The following is a 14,027-nucleotide window of genomic DNA, read 5'->3' on the forward strand; positions in this document are numbered from 1 at the left end:
TGAGCTCATCATGAGACTTCGTCCTTTCATATCGATCCTGGCCATTTACCTGACCTTGTTCAACCTGATGCCCGTCGCCGCCTTTGGCGCTAAGACGGGGGGCAGCTCGCGCGGCGGCGGTGGAGGTGGCGGTGGCTATCATGGCGGAGGCGGTGGGGCCGTTCATACCGGCGGCATGTCGTCGCGCCCCGCATACTCGGGCAACTCGTCGCATCTGTCGAGCGGCGGCGCATCTCGCGTCAGCTCGCCGTCGTATTCCAACCACAATTACACGTCGCACTCGACCAGCAGTCTGCACAGCTCGAGCGGCAGCGGCTTTCACCCCTCGTCCAATGGCTTTTCCTCGTCGTCAATGAATACGGGGCACTCGAACTCGGGAACCAGCGTCAGCGGATTGCACCATACGCCGGTTACTGGCAGCTCAGGTACTAATCAATTCTCGCACACGGGGACTTTTGGCAACTCAGGTTTGAACTCTGCTTCGCATGTGTCCGGACTGCATGGGAGTGCCACTGGCACTCATAATCCCGGGCTTGGCAGCACAAGTCATACTGGCACCGGTTCACACTCGAGCACTGGTCTGCACGGCAGCAGTCATACCGCGACAAGCTCGCACTCGAACACGGGGCTGCCAGGTATGAACAATTCAAACTCGCACGTGGGTAGCATGCATGGCACCAGCCACACCGGTACGGGATCGCACACCACCACCGGTTCGCACAATAGCTTTGGGCTGCACGGCGGGAACAACGCCGGCCTGGTGGCCAATGGCACTCACCACCACACCTTCACCGGTTCGCATGCCGGCGCCGGTGGCCAGCACCGGACGCCAACCACGGTCAATCACAGCGGAACCGGCAGCCTTACCATGGCCGGCAACCGAACCGGGCACCCATCCACCGTCGGAACGTGGCATGGCCATACCCGGGCGCAACTTCTCGATCGAATGACCGGTTGCACGGGCACGTATTGCAAGAATCGCGGCTGTGCCCCTTGCACCGGAAGCTGGTGGGGATCGCATGGCTGCCATAACTGGTGGGGGAACTACAATCCCTGGTTTGTTTGGGGGACGGTTGGCGCCGTTGGCTTGGCTTCGTGGGTCGGCGCCGGCTGGTACAACTCGGGCACCTACGTCGACCCGGTTCCCTATTACGTGGGGACGACCGTCGTTGGCAATTCTTATGTCGAAGGATTGGCCGATGTCCAACCGCTGGTTGAAAACGGCCAGAACATTTCGCTGACGGATGATGAGAAGTGGCAGCCGTTGGGCGTCTACGGACTGATTCCACCCGACAGCGAAGACGTGGTGTACATGTTACAGTTGGCCTCGACGCGCTACGGCATCCTCCGCGGCACGATCATCGAGATCGCGTCGGACCAAGCAGAGCAAGTCAACGGCTCGATCGACATGTCGACGCTGCGATTGGCTTTCGCCCCCGAGGGAGATGATTCGCTGCAGTTTGAAAGCTCGGTGCCCAACCTGAGCCAGTCGACGTCGCTGGTCAATGTCTATGACCCGGTCGCCAAGAGCGCCACCGCGTGGCAGTTGGTGCGACAGGAAGCCCCGCCGACCGATTTGGTCGCACAGCAATAGCAAGCGGCGCACCAAGACGAACTGTGCCATTCCCGCCACCTCGCCCCTCACGGGGGGCGAGGTGGCTTTGTTTTGTCATGGACTGCGCCGGCAGATTACAAATCGCGCTGCTCGTTTTGCCACCAGGATGATTCTGAACTAGGGTTTCAATGGCGAAGTTGACGAGCTCGCCGCGACATTATCTTTAGTTCGCTCATCTTTTCTACGTCGTTCTCTGGCCGGTTCCGGCCCTTGCCGCCTCTCGGCCGTTGTTCCCGATCACCTTCTTCTCTTGAGGAGACTCTGGCCCGCTGCCTCTACGTCCTCCGACAAGGGCAAACCGGTCGCAAGGCCGGGACGCAAAGCCATAGGGCCGGGGCGGTCAACCATCGCCACGGCAGCCTGGTTACCGAAGGGATGTAGCTCGATGGGTCGCTCGCGTGGGGCGGGGCGGCCACCCTTCATCCGAGGAAGTGCGTTGAGGCAATTGATTTCAACCTTGCCATCGCCACCGCCCGCGCCGGGCTAGAGAAGCATTGTTCGCGCGGCCGTCGACGAGCGCACATTGCTGGCCTTGCGGCCCAGCGCGACGGGTTCGTCGTCTGGCTCCCGCGGCGCCAGAAAGGATGAACCCATGAGTCGTGTCGCTGCCCAACTGCGCAAGTTTCTTGGTTCGGAGGACGGCCCCACCGCCGTCGAGTACGCGGTGATGCTGGCCTTGATCGTCGTGGTCTGTTTGACGGCGATCCAAACCGTCGGCACGAACGCCAACGCGGTGTTCCAGAATGTGGCCTCGCAACTGCAATCGGCGTCAAGCTAGAACACCACACTTTACGCCAGGCTCGGCAAACCGCTCGCGCACCGGCCCGCCGACCGGCGGTGTGCGCCGCCGCCGGCACGGCCAGGTTCTCGTGCCAGCACCGCGCTGCAAATTACATTTTATTCATTCCGCCGAGAGACATTCTGATTCCCAAAGGCGGCTCGGCCATCATTACGTTCATTGGTTACGTCTTGCTGCTGGTGTTGCCCGGCAACTCCAACGCCAAGCCCAAGTCCCAGCAGGGGACGCCGGCACCGACGGTCGCCGTCGAAAGCCCCAGCGCCGGGTTACCGGCTGCCGATTAGCGAAGCCCTGAGGGTTGAAAGTTAACATTTCGAGCGGCGACACCGCCAGCGACGAAAAGAGCGCTAGGCGGTGATCGGCGCGGCCGCGCAAGTGCTAGCATGCGATCGCATTGGTAAGGATACCACCGAGTGGCCGTTGAGTTGCTCGGGGCACTGCCTAGGGCACATGTCATGATGACTCTTCGACGCATTCCGTTGCTGCTGCTGGTCATCGCCGGCTGGCACGCTGCGTGGTCATCGGCTGCCTGGGGCGCTGAGTCGCGCGGCGACTTGCTGGCTGACGACGACGTGCCGACGCTCAGCGAACCGAGCGCCCTGCCGCGCCGCGTGCAGGTGCAGCCCGCCAATCAACCCGGCCGTATCTTCAGCGATCAGCCGGTGCTGGGCGATCTGGAATGGTCGACCGCTGGCCGCGAGACGGCGCCCGGGCGCGAAGAGTACCCGCACATCTACTCGACCGACGTCTGGAACCCGAACCGGTTCTGGTACACCAATCGTCCCAATATCCTCAACATGCCGGTCGACAAGGATTGGGACGCGATGAAGATCATCAACACCGACCGCCCCGACTTTACGGACGTGGCCACTGTGGTCGGCACCGGCGTGGTGCAATCGGAAAACGGCTGGACCTATCGCTATCACGTCGACCCCAGCACGACCTACGCGCGGAACACGCTGCCCGAGTCGCTGTTGCGTGTTGGCGTCAGCGATCGGCTTGAGCTGCGCATCAAGACCGACCTCGGCTATACGAACACCCGTTACTCGGACGCCGCGACGGGCCAATCGCAGTACGTCGAAGGGATGTCCGACACGACGCTGGGCATCAAGTACATCGTCAAGAACCAGGACAACTGGGTTCCCCTCCAAACGCTGATCCTCCGCACCGACGTGCCGACCGGCTCGCCGGCTTACACGGCTAACACGCTGCAGCCGGGCGTGACGTACATCTACAACTGGCAAGTCCGCAAATGGTGGTTCATCCGTGGCAGCACCGGCTGCGACTGGCTGACCTCGGCCAACCCGGTGTTCGGCGATCCGGGGCAGGGGGTCATCAGTTACTCGCGCACGTACAACGTGCAAGGCTTTCAGTCGATCTCGTCGTACTTTCAGATTGCGCCGCGGCTGGGCATGTATGTCGAGTGGTTCGCGCTGTTCCACAGCGGTCTGACCGACAACCGGCCCGACCATTACCACAACTACGGCCTGTACTACTACATCACACCCAATCTGCAGCTCGACGCCCGCATTGGCTGGCGATTCCCGAGCGACGTGCAGGAATACTTCACCGGGGCGGGCATTTCGTACCGCACCGGCGGGATTAAAAAGAAGCGGTAGCGCTCGCGGGCTGAACTGGCTGCGACGGCTCGGACGAGACCGTCCGAGCGAAGAGAAAGTACACCCCACAGGGTTCGAACCTGTAACCTTCGGTTCCGTAGACCGATGCTGTATTGAACAGCGAGCGGCCGCCTGTAGCGGTTGAAATAAACGAGCGGGGCGGGATGGATTGCGGCGAACGCGCAAACAGCAAATGCGCTCCGCTTGTGCGGCATGGATGAACTACCGTTGCCCTTGCAAGGGGTTCGATAGCCACCATGAAGTTGCAGCGTTTCGCCGACGAATACTGCCAGCGGGTCGAAGGCTCGGCCGGCTACCGTCACCAGCTCGCCGTCGCCGTGCGCGCGTTCAGTGAATCGCTGCGCCGGCCTGCCATGCTCGACGACCTCTGCGCCGAATCGCTGAACGCGCACTTAGCCGAACTGCGCGCCGCCGATTACAGCGACAGCTATCGCAAGGGGCGGAAAACGAATCTGCTTGTGTTGTGGAATGCGGCCGCCGACGACGAACTGATAGCGCCGCCGCGGCGACGAAAGCTGCTGCCGTGTCGCGTCGCCGATCGCGTTACAACAGCTTGGACCAGGGCGCAGGTTACACAGCAGCTTTTGCCGGCCTGCCAGGGATTGAAAGGGCAGCATTCGACGGGCGTCGCTCGGGCCGACTACTGGCGCGCCTGGATTCTCTGCGCCTGGGATAGTGCGCTACGCGGCGTCGATCTTCGTCGGCTGAAGTTCTCGGGCGTCGCTTCGAACGGTCGGGCGGTCGTCGTCCAGCATAAGACGGGAAAGCGCATCGTCGCGCAATTCACGCCGACGACGATGCACGCGATCGACTGCGCGTCGGCGCCGCGTCGGGAACTTGTGTTCCCCTTGTGGGGGTCGGGAGAAATATGGCGCCGCGAAGCCGCCAGGCTGATTGCGCTAGCGGGCTTGCGCGGCTCGATTGGAATGCTGCGCGCGTCGACGGGAACTGATTACGAACTGCGCCACCCTGGCCGCGGCCATGAACTGCTAGGCAACACGCGAGCAGTCTTTGAAAAGCATTATCTCGACCTGTCGATTGTCGAGTCAGCCCGGCCGGCGCAGGAATCGCTTATTTAGCCTGCCTGCTGCGCAGCTCGGCAGCCTTGGCGCGAATCTGTTCCAGCGTCATGCCGTCCAGCGGCGTGAACATGGCGTCAGGTTCCTTGCCGATCTTCATTAGACCGCCTGGCGTGCCGCCCGTTGCGATAATCATTACGTCTTTGCCGAACGCCTCCCGCTCGGGCTGCGCCATATCGGCCGTCATTGCTTGCGTCGACTTCTCGCCGGCCGCTTTGCTGCGGCCGTCAAACTTTTTTCCCGAGCCGCAACCAATGACGACCAGCGCGGTTAGCGCGAATGCGAAGCGCTTCATCGTGTCCCCTTCAAGTTTTTTTAGTTGACGAACCCTGCCGCCGCTCCGTATAGTACGCCGAGCAGGGGGCAAGGTTCAATTAGCAGCCACGGAACGGCTTGTCTTATTTCGACGGCCGCGCAGTCGGGGAAGTGATCGCGAAACTTCGCGGTTGCAAGATCGCGCGGCAAATGGCGAACGAGCGCAAGGAATCGCTCAAAAGCAAAGCATCGCGCGATCGCTTCGACGCTGAAGCTGCCGCCTTATCGAAACAGGTCGACGACCTGGAATCACAGCTCGCCGTCGCCGTCTACGCCGTTTGCGATCGCGTCGCCGGCAAGTTCATTCGCGAAGAGTTGCGCGAACATGCCGACGACTTCACGCAAACGGCCGTACTGCACGTCGTGCGCAACATTCACAAATACGACCGCTTCAGGAAGCGCAGTCTGCTCGGCTGGATTACGCAGGTCGTCAAGAACGTGTTTCGCATGGAAGCCCGGCGGCTCAACACGCAGGCCGCGCACTTCGCCCGCTACTGCGAATCACAGCCCGCGGGCGAGCCTTTCGAGTACGCTGGCCGCAAGCACGGTCAGGAAGCTGCCGGCGAGCCCGTAGGCGACGACGACGCCTGGCTGTTCGATATTGACGACGAGTAGCGCGCAGGCGACGCCTGCCCAGAAACCAGAACACTGGTAACACTTGACCAGTGTTCGCAGCGGGCCAGGGAGGGCGTCGCGCAGCGGTCGCAACAGGTACGACTCGACAACGATCATCGCCAGCCCGACGCTAGCCAGTAGGGTCAGCAGCGCGTCGAGCATTAGAGAACCGCTGGCGATTCAAACGGAACTGTCGGCGACTCGTTTTCTTCGCCATCGCCTTTCGGCTCCGAATCGCCGGTCAGCTTCGACAGCTCGCGTTCAAGCTGCGCGCAGCGGTTCGCGAGCGCGTCGCGCTGCTGTTCCAAAACCGCAATCCTGATCGTCTGCCGTCCGACGACAACATGCGCCGAAGTCAATTCGTCCATTGCTTGCTCCTAGCTAGCCGACACACAAATTCCATTAACAAACGTGAACGTAGTAAACACACCGCTGCCACTGAACCCAGCATTGCCGTTGATGAACAGATTGCCCGGTGTTCCAGCCCCTGCACCGCCGTCTAAACCAGCAGCGCCGGTGCTAAGATAAAGATTCCCGCCGTTGCCGCTAACTTGAGTACCTGTTCCTGCGCCGCCGGTACTTGCCGCCAGGTAGCAATTGCCGCCTGCGCCGGCGGCGAGCGACAGCCCATCGCTGGCGTCACCGCCCACTTGAGAAGAGACGTTAAAAGCGCCGCCTGCGTTCCCTGTTACGGCGGAGCTTGGGTTGAACGTGAAGCTAGAGCCAGCAAATGTCACCGTCCCAGCGACCCCTAGCCCTGTTCCTGCGCCGGCATTGAAGCTGAGATTGCCGCCGTTATGGTTGCCGCTGTCGTCGCCATTAGCGGCAGAGGCGTAGACATTAACGTCGTTGCCTTGGCTTCCGCCCGAGTTGGCGGACCCCGCGTTGATGGTACATGGGTCGCCGACGGGACTTGAAAATGTCAATGCGGAAAGAGTATTGACGACTAGATTGCCAGCGCCATCGGTCGTCGCGACGCTATCTCCACCAAATGCGCCAGCGTTGTTGTACTGAAGCTGGCGATTGCTACCGCCGGGCGATCCTCCGCCCGCCGAGCCGTTGGCCGCGGCCGTGATTCGCCCGTTCGCATCGACCGTGATATTCGCCGAGGTGTAACTGCCTGGCGTGACGGCTGTCGTGCTGAGCCGCGCGTCGCCAAGCGTGCCGCTTGTGATGTTGCTCGCGTTCGTCGTGTCGGTCGTCGCCGAGGCGACCAGCCCCAGATTGCTACGGGCCGTCGCGACACTCGCCAGGTCGGAGAGATTGTTGCTCGCGACGAGCGCGCCGGTCACATGATGCGCGAGTACGAACCAATTCGTCCCTACGGTCGCCTCGTCGCCGCCGGCATTGTTCGCCGCGCAAACCAGCAGGTCGCCGATTTCGACGGCCTTACCGCTGGCGCCGCCGACCTTGCCGGCTGCCGAGACATAGTAGGCGTCGCCCTTTGTGCCGGCCGGGTAGCTCGGATTCGCCGAAGCGTCTTCGTTCCCCTTGAAGTCAAGCAGGCTCGTCAGGCTGGCGTCGACGTAAGCCTTCGTCGCGGCATCCTGGCCGCTCGTCGGCGACGGCAGGCCCGTAATCGACCCGCCGGTAATCGCGACGCTCGACGCCGCCTGCGTCGCCAGGCTGCCCAGCCCCAAATTAGTACGCGCGGTTGAAACGCTGCCTAGATCGCTAAGATTGTTTGCAGCCAAAACGCGCGCGTTGAGTTGTCCTTGAATTGCCGCGGTGACGCCGGACAGATAGCCGACCTCGGCCGCGGTCGCCCCCCCCACGTTATGGCCCGCCAGGGAGAGATTGCCGCCCAGCGCCGGCGACGTGTCCTGCGAAACGTGCTGCAAGTACGCCGAATCGTCGTCGTCGGCGACGACCTGTTCAGCGACGAACTGCGTAATCCCGCCGGCCGTCATAACCGCGACGACGGCTGCGTTCGCGTCGTGCGCGTCGGCCACCGAGTCTTCAATGCCGCGCGTGACGGTCAACGTGTTGCCGCTGACGCTCGTGACCAGCATCAGTTCGCTATCGACGACGACGCGAAAGTTTCCCGCCGTGGGGAAGCTACTCGCGTCGTGAATCGCGCACGTCGTTTGAGCGCGGGAAATCGCGGCGACAAGCGTTGACGCGCCGTTATTGACGAGTTGTTCGGCCATGACCTATCTATGCCGCGCGTCAGCCGCCGGCGCCGCGAAGGAAACAGCCTGGTTGAGCTGCCGCTGTCGCTCTTGGCAATCGCCACAGTTCGCGATGTTCGTGCCGGCCACGGCGTCGATGACTCGCGCGATGGGCTGGGCCAGCGCCGCCACAACGTCTCCCAAGCCGCGTAGCTTGGGGCGCTCGGTGCGCGTGATCGTGACCGGAATCGCGCGCGGGTTGGCGCAGGGCGTGCCGCGCTGCCGGCAGACGGCGCAGATCGACGCGCTAACCAGGTTGTCGTGCGCGTGAACGCTGGTGTGTCGGCAAAAGTGCGCGCCGTCAATCAGCGCTAACAGCGGGCAATCGCTCATACGAAACCGTTGATCGTAAGCACGGGCGTGATCGACTCGGAACAGCCCCCCGTGCCGCCGTCACTACAAGTGAAGTCCACCGCCGACGAGGTGATAACGGTCGTCGCCAACGTGGCGTCGGGCAAACCACTGGCGGTGGTGTTCCAGCTCGACACGCCGCCATCGGCGCTCACCCACTGGCAGGGGCCCGGTCCCCCCAAGGGGTTGGCGCGCTGCCCCTCGCCGGTCGCGCGCAGCAGCCATTGGCAACAACCGTACATTGCGACAATGACGAGCGATAGGAACCCCGCCGTTCCCAGCGTCCCTTCGCTGTACGAATAGCTGCCGTCGCCGTTCGAGGTCAGGACATAATCGCCATCATTGGTGCCCCCGTCGCACGTCGATCCCGTGCCCGAGAGGGTCACGGAAAGGTTGCGCGAAACATTCGAGGTCAGCGAACTACAGGTGAAGTCGCTGGAACACTCCGCCTCGGTCGTGATCCGGCTGCCAGTGACATTGCTAAACGTCACGTCCCCCGTATTGTTTTCGACCTTGATCGCGAAGCCCTTGCCAGTCGGCGCGGCGGCGGTGACGATCGCTCCGGACAGTGGTCCGGAAACAATGCAGCGCGTGTCGCGCACGAACCATTGGTCGCTGTCGCACACGGGCTGATCGTTGGTGACGTAGAGCAGAAACCCCGTGGGCGTTTTGGGCGTGCCAAGATTGACGCTGACCGTGTCACCACCGCTGGTCAGCGTGTACGCGCCGGTGGCGTTGTCGTACCGCGCGTACGTGCCGGTGTCGGGCCAATTCGGGTAAACCGTGATCTTGGCGTTGGCGTCGAGCGGGCTGGACCAATCGACGTAGACAAAGTGCTTGTCGGCGGCGCTCGCCGTGACGCTATGCACTTGGCCGCCGCCGGCGGCCACCACCAGGCTTCCCGACGCGATCGACCAACTGCCCGAGTCCACGGACAATCCTGCCATGCCGTTGCCTGGGATCGTGTAGAAGGTGCAGCCACAGCAGCACGGCAGCCAGCGCATAACACTCCTAGGACGGCGGAATCGGACCAGGGCAGGTGTCGCTGTTGATGACCCACCAGCGGCCGGCGGCGTAGACCAGCGTGACTCGCGCGCCAGACGGAATCTGGGTCTGATCCACCAAGGACCAGTGCGCCCAACAATCGGTCTCGGGCCAACTGACGGCCGCCGCCTCCTGGCTCGTGTCGTCGTCGGGTGACGGCGCGCACCAGAGGGTGAACTTGCCCTTGTTGTCGGCGAATGTGCCGCCGTCGTTGCGCTTGACCGCCTGGGTCAGCTTGCCAAGCACGATTGTGGCGTTCGTCGGTCGATGACTCGACGGCGGAGCGCCTTTCCGATGTTGCTCGATTCGCTGCGCGGCCGCGCCAACGCGCGCTGCTTGGTGCGGCGTGAGGCCCGCCGGCCGTTGGTTCATTAAGGGGGCCCGCTCACTACGCCGCTGGGCAGCGCGGAAAAGTCCATCATCGGCTGAATGTCGTAGCGCTTGAAAATGACCGTGCCGCTGCCGTCGACCGGCAGCATTAGCCCGCTGTTGTCGAGCGGCCAGGGTTGCGCCGGCGGCTGGCCGTTAATCAGAATTTGCCGCAAATTGCCGCTTTTCTTCTCGAAGAATCCGGCGTTCAGCACCTGCGGCTGCCAACTCTGGATCGTGTTGACGACAAACTTCAGGACCAGCGTGTAATAGATCGTGTAGACGCCGCCAATGTCCTCGCGGACTTGCTGCCAGCTCACGTCGTCCAGCTTGACGTAACCGGCGCCGTAACCAAAAAACGAGCCGCTGTTCAGCGCGTCCTGATACGACAGGATGGAATTGACGGCCGACCAGTTTTGCACGGCGAAACTGGCGCTCACCACGGGGAAGGTGAACACGCGGGTGAGCGTGGGATCATACGGCTGGCCCGCCGTGTTCAGGATCGGCTTGCCGGCGTCGCCGCTGTCGTCGACGTTGCCCGTGGAACTGATTTTGTCGACGGGCAATTCCTGCTTCAGCCCGCCGCCGCTCCACACCGGCGCGCGATTCCAAGGCAGCTCCTCGGCGTCGAGCCATTCGTAGTCGCACTTGACGACCCAAAACTGCCCCGCCCGATCGGTGTTGTCGGCGTGTTTGTTCGCGCAGTAAATAAACGGGCGCGTCGGGTGCGCGTCGCGAAACGCGGGAATGCCCGATTCGTACAGCGCGTTCTGGTCGGTGTAGTCGCTGCGCGAGTCCAGGCTGGACAGCTTGATTTCAAAGACGCGGGTCGACGTGCCCAGGTCTTTGTACGAACGGCCGCCGCCGCGTCCGCCGCTGCCGATTTCCTTGACGTAGTCAATCGAGTAAGCCATTAAATCCCCGCCGCCGCGGCCGCCGGCGCCGACAGCCCCTTACTGATCTGCCCCAGGTATTGCGTCTGCTGCCGAAGCTGTTCGTTCGCCGTTTCTTGCAGCCGCCGAATTGCGTCCATCGGGTTATTGTTCTGGCCCGCGTTGCGATACGCTAAGACAGCCGACCGCGCTTCCGCCGTGCCAGCTAACATCGCACCACCGGCCGACGCCTTGACTTGCGGCACGGCCGCTTGCAAATCCTTGACGAGCGCACCCTGCGCACGCTGGAACGTCGCCGTATCAATGCCGCCGGCGTCGTGTAGCTCCTTCAGCTTCTTCATTTCCCGCTCGAACTTTTCGAGCGGCGTTTCCAGCGACTGCGCTAGCTCTTTGCCCTTCAACTGCGCGCCCAGCTTTTTCACCTGCTCGACTTGCGCTGGCGTCGCCCCCTTTTCCTTCAGGTCGGCGGCTTTCTTTTGCCAGTCGTCCATGCCGAACGACTTCAGGTCCGTCTGAAGACTTTGAATCAGCTTCGTCGCTTCCGACTGCGCTTCGATCTCGCGCGCGGTCAGTTGCTTCATGGCCGCCGCCGGGCCGTCGACGATCGCCTTTTTCATTTCGCCGGCCGCGTCTTTCGCGTCCGACTTCATGTCGTCAAAAAACTTCTTGACCTTCGTCGACGGCAACTGCTCGGAAACCGACTTGCCGAGCGCCGCGGCGCCGGCGTCGGCGTTGTCCCAGCCGGCTTTCGCCCATTCGTCAATATCTTTCGCCAGCGCCCTGGCGTCGTTCGCCGTCGCCTGCGAAATAACCCCCAAGTCGGCGAGCACCTGCGCCGCCTTGGCAGCGCCAGACGCCAGCAGCGCGAAACCTTCGATTGTGCCGGCAACCATTACGTCGAAGCCGAGCTGTAACGCCTGATAGCCGATCTTCAGGTAATGAACCGCGTCGGCGACGAGCCCAGCGCCCCAGGCGGCCAGCTCCCAGGCTTTGTTACTGATCGCGACCCGATCGACGCTGCCGAGCCAGCCTTGAACTAAATCAATTCCCCCCTTCAGGGCCGGCGCCACGGCTTCGCCGACGACCGCTGCAATGTCGGAAAACGTGTTGTGCAAGATCGTCAGCTTGCCAGAGAGGGTGTCGCCCGCGGCCTCGGCGGCGCCGTCGTACTGCTGCTTCATCGCGTCGAGAATGACGCCTTGCGCGCCGGCCATATCGCCGGCGGCTTGCATTTGCTGGATGGCGTCAATTTGCGCCGTGCTGAACGCGACGCCAGCGCGGGCCAGGTCTAGGTAGCCTTCCCGCGGATTCTTCAGGGCTGCCCCCAGCGCCTGCGTCGCCGCGGTCGCGTCCTGCCCGCTGACCGCGGCCCAGTTCTGCGCCTGCTTGATTGCTTCCGTGAACGCCGAGCCGCTGACCGCCTGGAACTTCGCGAGCGCGGCCGCCTGACTCATCGTCGCCGCCGTGCTGTTCGTCGTCGTCTGCGCCAGTTCGGCGCCGAGTTGTCGCACCTGGCCGAGCGAAACGCCGGCGGCGTAGCCGTTCCCCTTCAGGGCCGCCGACAGCTTCGCGCTGGATTGTTCCAGTTCGCTGTAACTGGACAGCGCGACCTTTAAGCCCGCGGCGATCGCAGCGCCGAGCGTCGCGGCGCCGGCTGCAATGCCGATCGCAAGCTTTTTTCCGACGCCAGGGCCGTTGGCGGCCGCCAAGTCTTCGTTCAGCTTTTTCTGCGCGCGGCTATACTGCTGCGCATCGATCAGTCCTGCGGCGCGCAGCGCCTTCAGCTTTTGTTGTTCTTGCCTGAATCGCTCCGTCGGCGTCTTCGTCGACTCGGCGATTCGCTGGGCTTCGGCCTGCATCTTGCCGGCCCAGCCCTCAAGCGACTTATTGTCGAACGCCTTGGCCGACGAGCCGACGTACTGGCCGACCAGCGCGCGCGCTTTCGCCAGGCCCTTTTCTAGCGGCCCAGTGGTTGCGCCGAGGATGAGAGATAGCGACCCGGCGACTGGCATTTACTTCAGCTCCAAAATGCCAGCAAGAACCCGATTCAAAGTATCGGGAACCAATGATTCCGCCTGTTCAATGCCGCGCTGCATAAACCGATTAGCCGCCTGTCGACCGCGCGGAACGCTGACGCCGTAGTTCGGCGCGAAAGCGTAATACTTTCCTTCTTTCGTCGCTTTCGCGACGATCCGAAATGCAACGTCGAAACGCTTCTTACTCTTGACGACGCGAACCCTCAGGCTGCGCGACAGGAACTTAGTTTCGCCGCGCGGAATCATCGGCTTAACTAGCGCGGCAGCTTGCTTCGTCGTTTCGCGCAGCTCTTTGCGCAGCACTTTGTTAGCCTTGCGGCCGACTGTCAAAAGCGCTTCGTTTACTGCGTCGAAACCCTCGAAACGAGCTGACTGCACAAGGTATCTATGCCAGTTCGGACAGGGGGACGCTGGCCCAGGTCGGCGTGATGCCGACGCTGCGTAGAACGCCGTCGAGAATCGACGCCATTTCAGCCGGCGTCTGTTCGCGCTCAGGCAGCAGCCGCGGAATGAAGTCGGCCGGCTGCGCCGCCGTCGTGCGCTTGGCGTAGGGGTTGCTATTCGCGATCGTGGCGCAGATTGCCCCGGCTTGCAGCCATTCGTCGCCGAACGGTTCCAGGCGATAGAACGCTAGCCAGTGGTCCAGTTCGCCAGGCCCGAGAGAATCAAGCAACTCGCCGACGGTCTTCTTGAGTTCCCGCGCCAGCTTGAACAGGAACCACAGCGACGAATTGCTTTCTAGTTTTTTACTGGCTGCTCACTGCTGCTTTGCTGCACGTCGACGACGGCTTTGAACAGGTCGTCGATTTCATTCGACGGAAACTTGGCTAGCTCGTCGGCGCCGGTCGCGCGATCGAACAGCAGGTTCCCCGCTTCGTCGCACAGTGACCAGGCGATCACGCGACAGCGAATCAGCAGGTCCGACGTCTGCGATTCTTCCTGCTGCTTGCAGAACATCGCCCAGTCGATTTTGTCGCGTTCCGACCAGGGGCGAATAAAACAGTCGTTCCCCATGAAACGAACTGCGATCAGCTCGGGCTTGCCGAGCGCAGAGAACAAGTTGTCCTTCAGACTCACAATCAACGCTCCCTAACTATTGC

Annotated in this window: 17 protein-coding genes and 1 riboswitch; of the genes, 6 read left to right on the forward strand and 11 right to left on the reverse strand. The window is 62.5% G+C overall.

The window, feature by feature from the left end:
- Window positions 1-10 precede the first annotated feature (10 nt).
- The 5 genes from JSS27_00920 to JSS27_00940 all read left to right on the forward strand — a co-directional run bounded on the left by JSS27_00920 (window position 11) and on the right by JSS27_00940 (window position 5,133).
- Entirely contained in the window at window positions 11-1,594 is a 1,584-nt protein-coding gene (locus tag JSS27_00920) for a hypothetical protein (GenBank protein MBS0207491.1), read from the forward strand.
- A gap of 303 nt (window positions 1,595-1,897) precedes the next feature.
- A riboswitch (cyclic di-GMP riboswitch) is annotated at window positions 1,898-1,987 on the forward strand.
- A 220-nt stretch (window positions 1,988-2,207) separates the two neighbouring features.
- A complete protein-coding gene (locus JSS27_00925; protein ID MBS0207492.1) occupies window positions 2,208-2,393 on the forward strand; it encodes a Flp family type IVb pilin in 186 nt (61 codons plus the stop codon).
- 59 nt (window positions 2,394-2,452) lie between these two features.
- Window positions 2,453-2,698, forward strand: a complete 246-nt coding sequence (locus JSS27_00930; GenBank protein ID MBS0207493.1) for a hypothetical protein — start codon at window positions 2,453-2,455, stop codon at window positions 2,696-2,698.
- Window positions 2,699-2,869: 171 nt separating this feature from the next.
- Window positions 2,870-4,033 carry a transporter gene (locus JSS27_00935; protein MBS0207494.1) on the forward strand — a complete coding sequence of 388 codons (1,164 nt, stop codon included), beginning with the start codon at window positions 2,870-2,872 and terminating at the stop codon, window positions 4,031-4,033.
- Window positions 4,034-4,290: 257 nt separating this feature from the next.
- Entirely contained in the window at window positions 4,291-5,133 is an 843-nt protein-coding gene (locus tag JSS27_00940; protein ID MBS0207495.1) for a hypothetical protein, read from the forward strand.
- Here the strand turns inward: JSS27_00940 and JSS27_00945 are convergent.
- On the reverse strand, window positions 5,126-5,428 hold the full coding sequence (locus JSS27_00945) for a hypothetical protein (GenBank protein MBS0207496.1): 303 nt from the start codon (window positions 5,426-5,428) through the stop codon (window positions 5,126-5,128). The genes JSS27_00940 and JSS27_00945 overlap by 8 nt on opposite strands.
- Before the next feature lie 131 nt (window positions 5,429-5,559).
- Here JSS27_00945 and JSS27_00950 point away from each other — a divergent pair, with 131 nt between their 5' ends.
- Complete coding sequence (locus JSS27_00950) at window positions 5,560-6,063, forward strand: hypothetical protein (protein MBS0207497.1); 504 nt, start codon at window positions 5,560-5,562, stop codon at window positions 6,061-6,063.
- A gap of 161 nt (window positions 6,064-6,224) precedes the next feature.
- On the opposite strand, the gene JSS27_00955 is transcribed toward JSS27_00950, so the two are convergent.
- The 10 genes from JSS27_00955 to JSS27_01000 all read right to left on the reverse strand — a co-directional run bounded on the left by JSS27_00955 (window position 6,225) and on the right by JSS27_01000 (window position 14,004).
- Window positions 6,225-6,371, reverse strand: a complete 147-nt coding sequence (locus JSS27_00955) for a hypothetical protein (GenBank protein MBS0207498.1) — start codon at window positions 6,369-6,371, stop codon at window positions 6,225-6,227.
- A 69-nt stretch (window positions 6,372-6,440) separates the two neighbouring features.
- Window positions 6,441-8,213: a hypothetical protein gene (locus JSS27_00960; GenBank protein MBS0207499.1), complete on the reverse strand. Its 1,773-nt coding sequence runs from the start codon at window positions 8,211-8,213 to the stop codon at window positions 6,441-6,443.
- Window positions 8,214-8,216: 3 nt separating this feature from the next.
- Window positions 8,217-8,567, reverse strand: coding sequence for a hypothetical protein (locus JSS27_00965; protein ID MBS0207500.1), 351 nt, complete (start codon window positions 8,565-8,567; stop codon window positions 8,217-8,219).
- Window positions 8,564-9,589 (reverse strand): hypothetical protein, encoded by a 1,026-nt coding sequence (locus JSS27_00970; GenBank protein ID MBS0207501.1) that lies wholly within the window; start codon window positions 9,587-9,589, stop codon window positions 8,564-8,566. Before JSS27_00970 ends, JSS27_00965 begins: the two co-directional genes overlap by 4 nt.
- Window positions 9,590-9,596: 7 nt before the next feature.
- Complete coding sequence (locus JSS27_00975; GenBank protein MBS0207502.1) at window positions 9,597-10,001, reverse strand: hypothetical protein; 405 nt, start codon at window positions 9,999-10,001, stop codon at window positions 9,597-9,599.
- Window positions 10,001-10,912, reverse strand: a complete 912-nt coding sequence (locus tag JSS27_00980; GenBank protein MBS0207503.1) for a hypothetical protein — start codon at window positions 10,910-10,912, stop codon at window positions 10,001-10,003. The genes JSS27_00975 and JSS27_00980 overlap by 1 nt, the downstream gene beginning before the upstream one ends.
- On the reverse strand, window positions 10,912-12,903 hold the full coding sequence (locus JSS27_00985; protein MBS0207504.1) for a phage tail length tape measure family protein: 1,992 nt from the start codon (window positions 12,901-12,903) through the stop codon (window positions 10,912-10,914). Before JSS27_00985 ends, JSS27_00980 begins: the two co-directional genes overlap by 1 nt.
- Window positions 12,904-13,305 carry a hypothetical protein gene (locus JSS27_00990; protein MBS0207505.1) on the reverse strand — a complete coding sequence of 134 codons (402 nt, stop codon included), beginning with the start codon at window positions 13,303-13,305 and terminating at the stop codon, window positions 12,904-12,906.
- A 7-nt stretch (window positions 13,306-13,312) separates the two neighbouring features.
- The gene (locus JSS27_00995; GenBank protein MBS0207506.1) at window positions 13,313-13,600 is read right to left on the reverse strand and encodes a hypothetical protein; all 288 of its coding nucleotides are present in this window, start codon (window positions 13,598-13,600) and stop codon (window positions 13,313-13,315) included.
- A gap of 65 nt (window positions 13,601-13,665) precedes the next feature.
- Window positions 13,666-14,004 (reverse strand): hypothetical protein, encoded by a 339-nt coding sequence (locus JSS27_01000; GenBank protein ID MBS0207507.1) that lies wholly within the window; start codon window positions 14,002-14,004, stop codon window positions 13,666-13,668.
- Window positions 14,005-14,027 lie beyond the last annotated feature (23 nt).

Source organism: Planctomycetota bacterium, assembly GCA_018242585.1.
GTDB lineage: Bacteria > Planctomycetota > Planctomycetia > Pirellulales > PNKZ01 > JAFEBQ01.

Excerpts from the sequence above, each read along its gene's own strand:
- JSS27_00920 (MBS0207491.1), top strand. The coding sequence starts at position 11 with ATGAGACTTCGTCCTTTCATATCGATCCTGGCCATTTACCTGACCTTG.
- JSS27_00925 (MBS0207492.1), top strand. The coding sequence starts at position 2,208 with ATGAGTCGTGTCGCTGCCCAACTGCGCAAGTTTCTTGGTTCGGAGGAC.
- JSS27_00935 (MBS0207494.1), top strand. The coding sequence starts at position 2,870 with ATGATGACTCTTCGACGCATTCCGTTGCTGCTGCTGGTCATCGCCGGC.
- JSS27_00940 (MBS0207495.1), top strand. The coding sequence starts at position 4,291 with ATGAAGTTGCAGCGTTTCGCCGACGAATACTGCCAGCGGGTCGAAGGC.
- JSS27_00945 (MBS0207496.1), bottom strand. The coding sequence starts at position 5,428 with ATGAAGCGCTTCGCATTCGCGCTAACCGCGCTGGTCGTCATTGGTTGC.
- JSS27_00960 (MBS0207499.1), bottom strand. The coding sequence starts at position 8,213 with ATGGCCGAACAACTCGTCAATAACGGCGCGTCAACGCTTGTCGCCGCG.
- JSS27_00965 (MBS0207500.1), bottom strand. The coding sequence starts at position 8,567 with ATGAGCGATTGCCCGCTGTTAGCGCTGATTGACGGCGCGCACTTTTGC.
- JSS27_00970 (MBS0207501.1), bottom strand. The coding sequence starts at position 9,589 with ATGCGCTGGCTGCCGTGCTGCTGTGGCTGCACCTTCTACACGATCCCA.
- JSS27_00975 (MBS0207502.1), bottom strand. The coding sequence starts at position 10,001 with ATGAACCAACGGCCGGCGGGCCTCACGCCGCACCAAGCAGCGCGCGTT.
- JSS27_00980 (MBS0207503.1), bottom strand. The coding sequence starts at position 10,912 with ATGGCTTACTCGATTGACTACGTCAAGGAAATCGGCAGCGGCGGACGC.
- JSS27_00985 (MBS0207504.1), bottom strand. The coding sequence starts at position 12,903 with ATGCCAGTCGCCGGGTCGCTATCTCTCATCCTCGGCGCAACCACTGGG.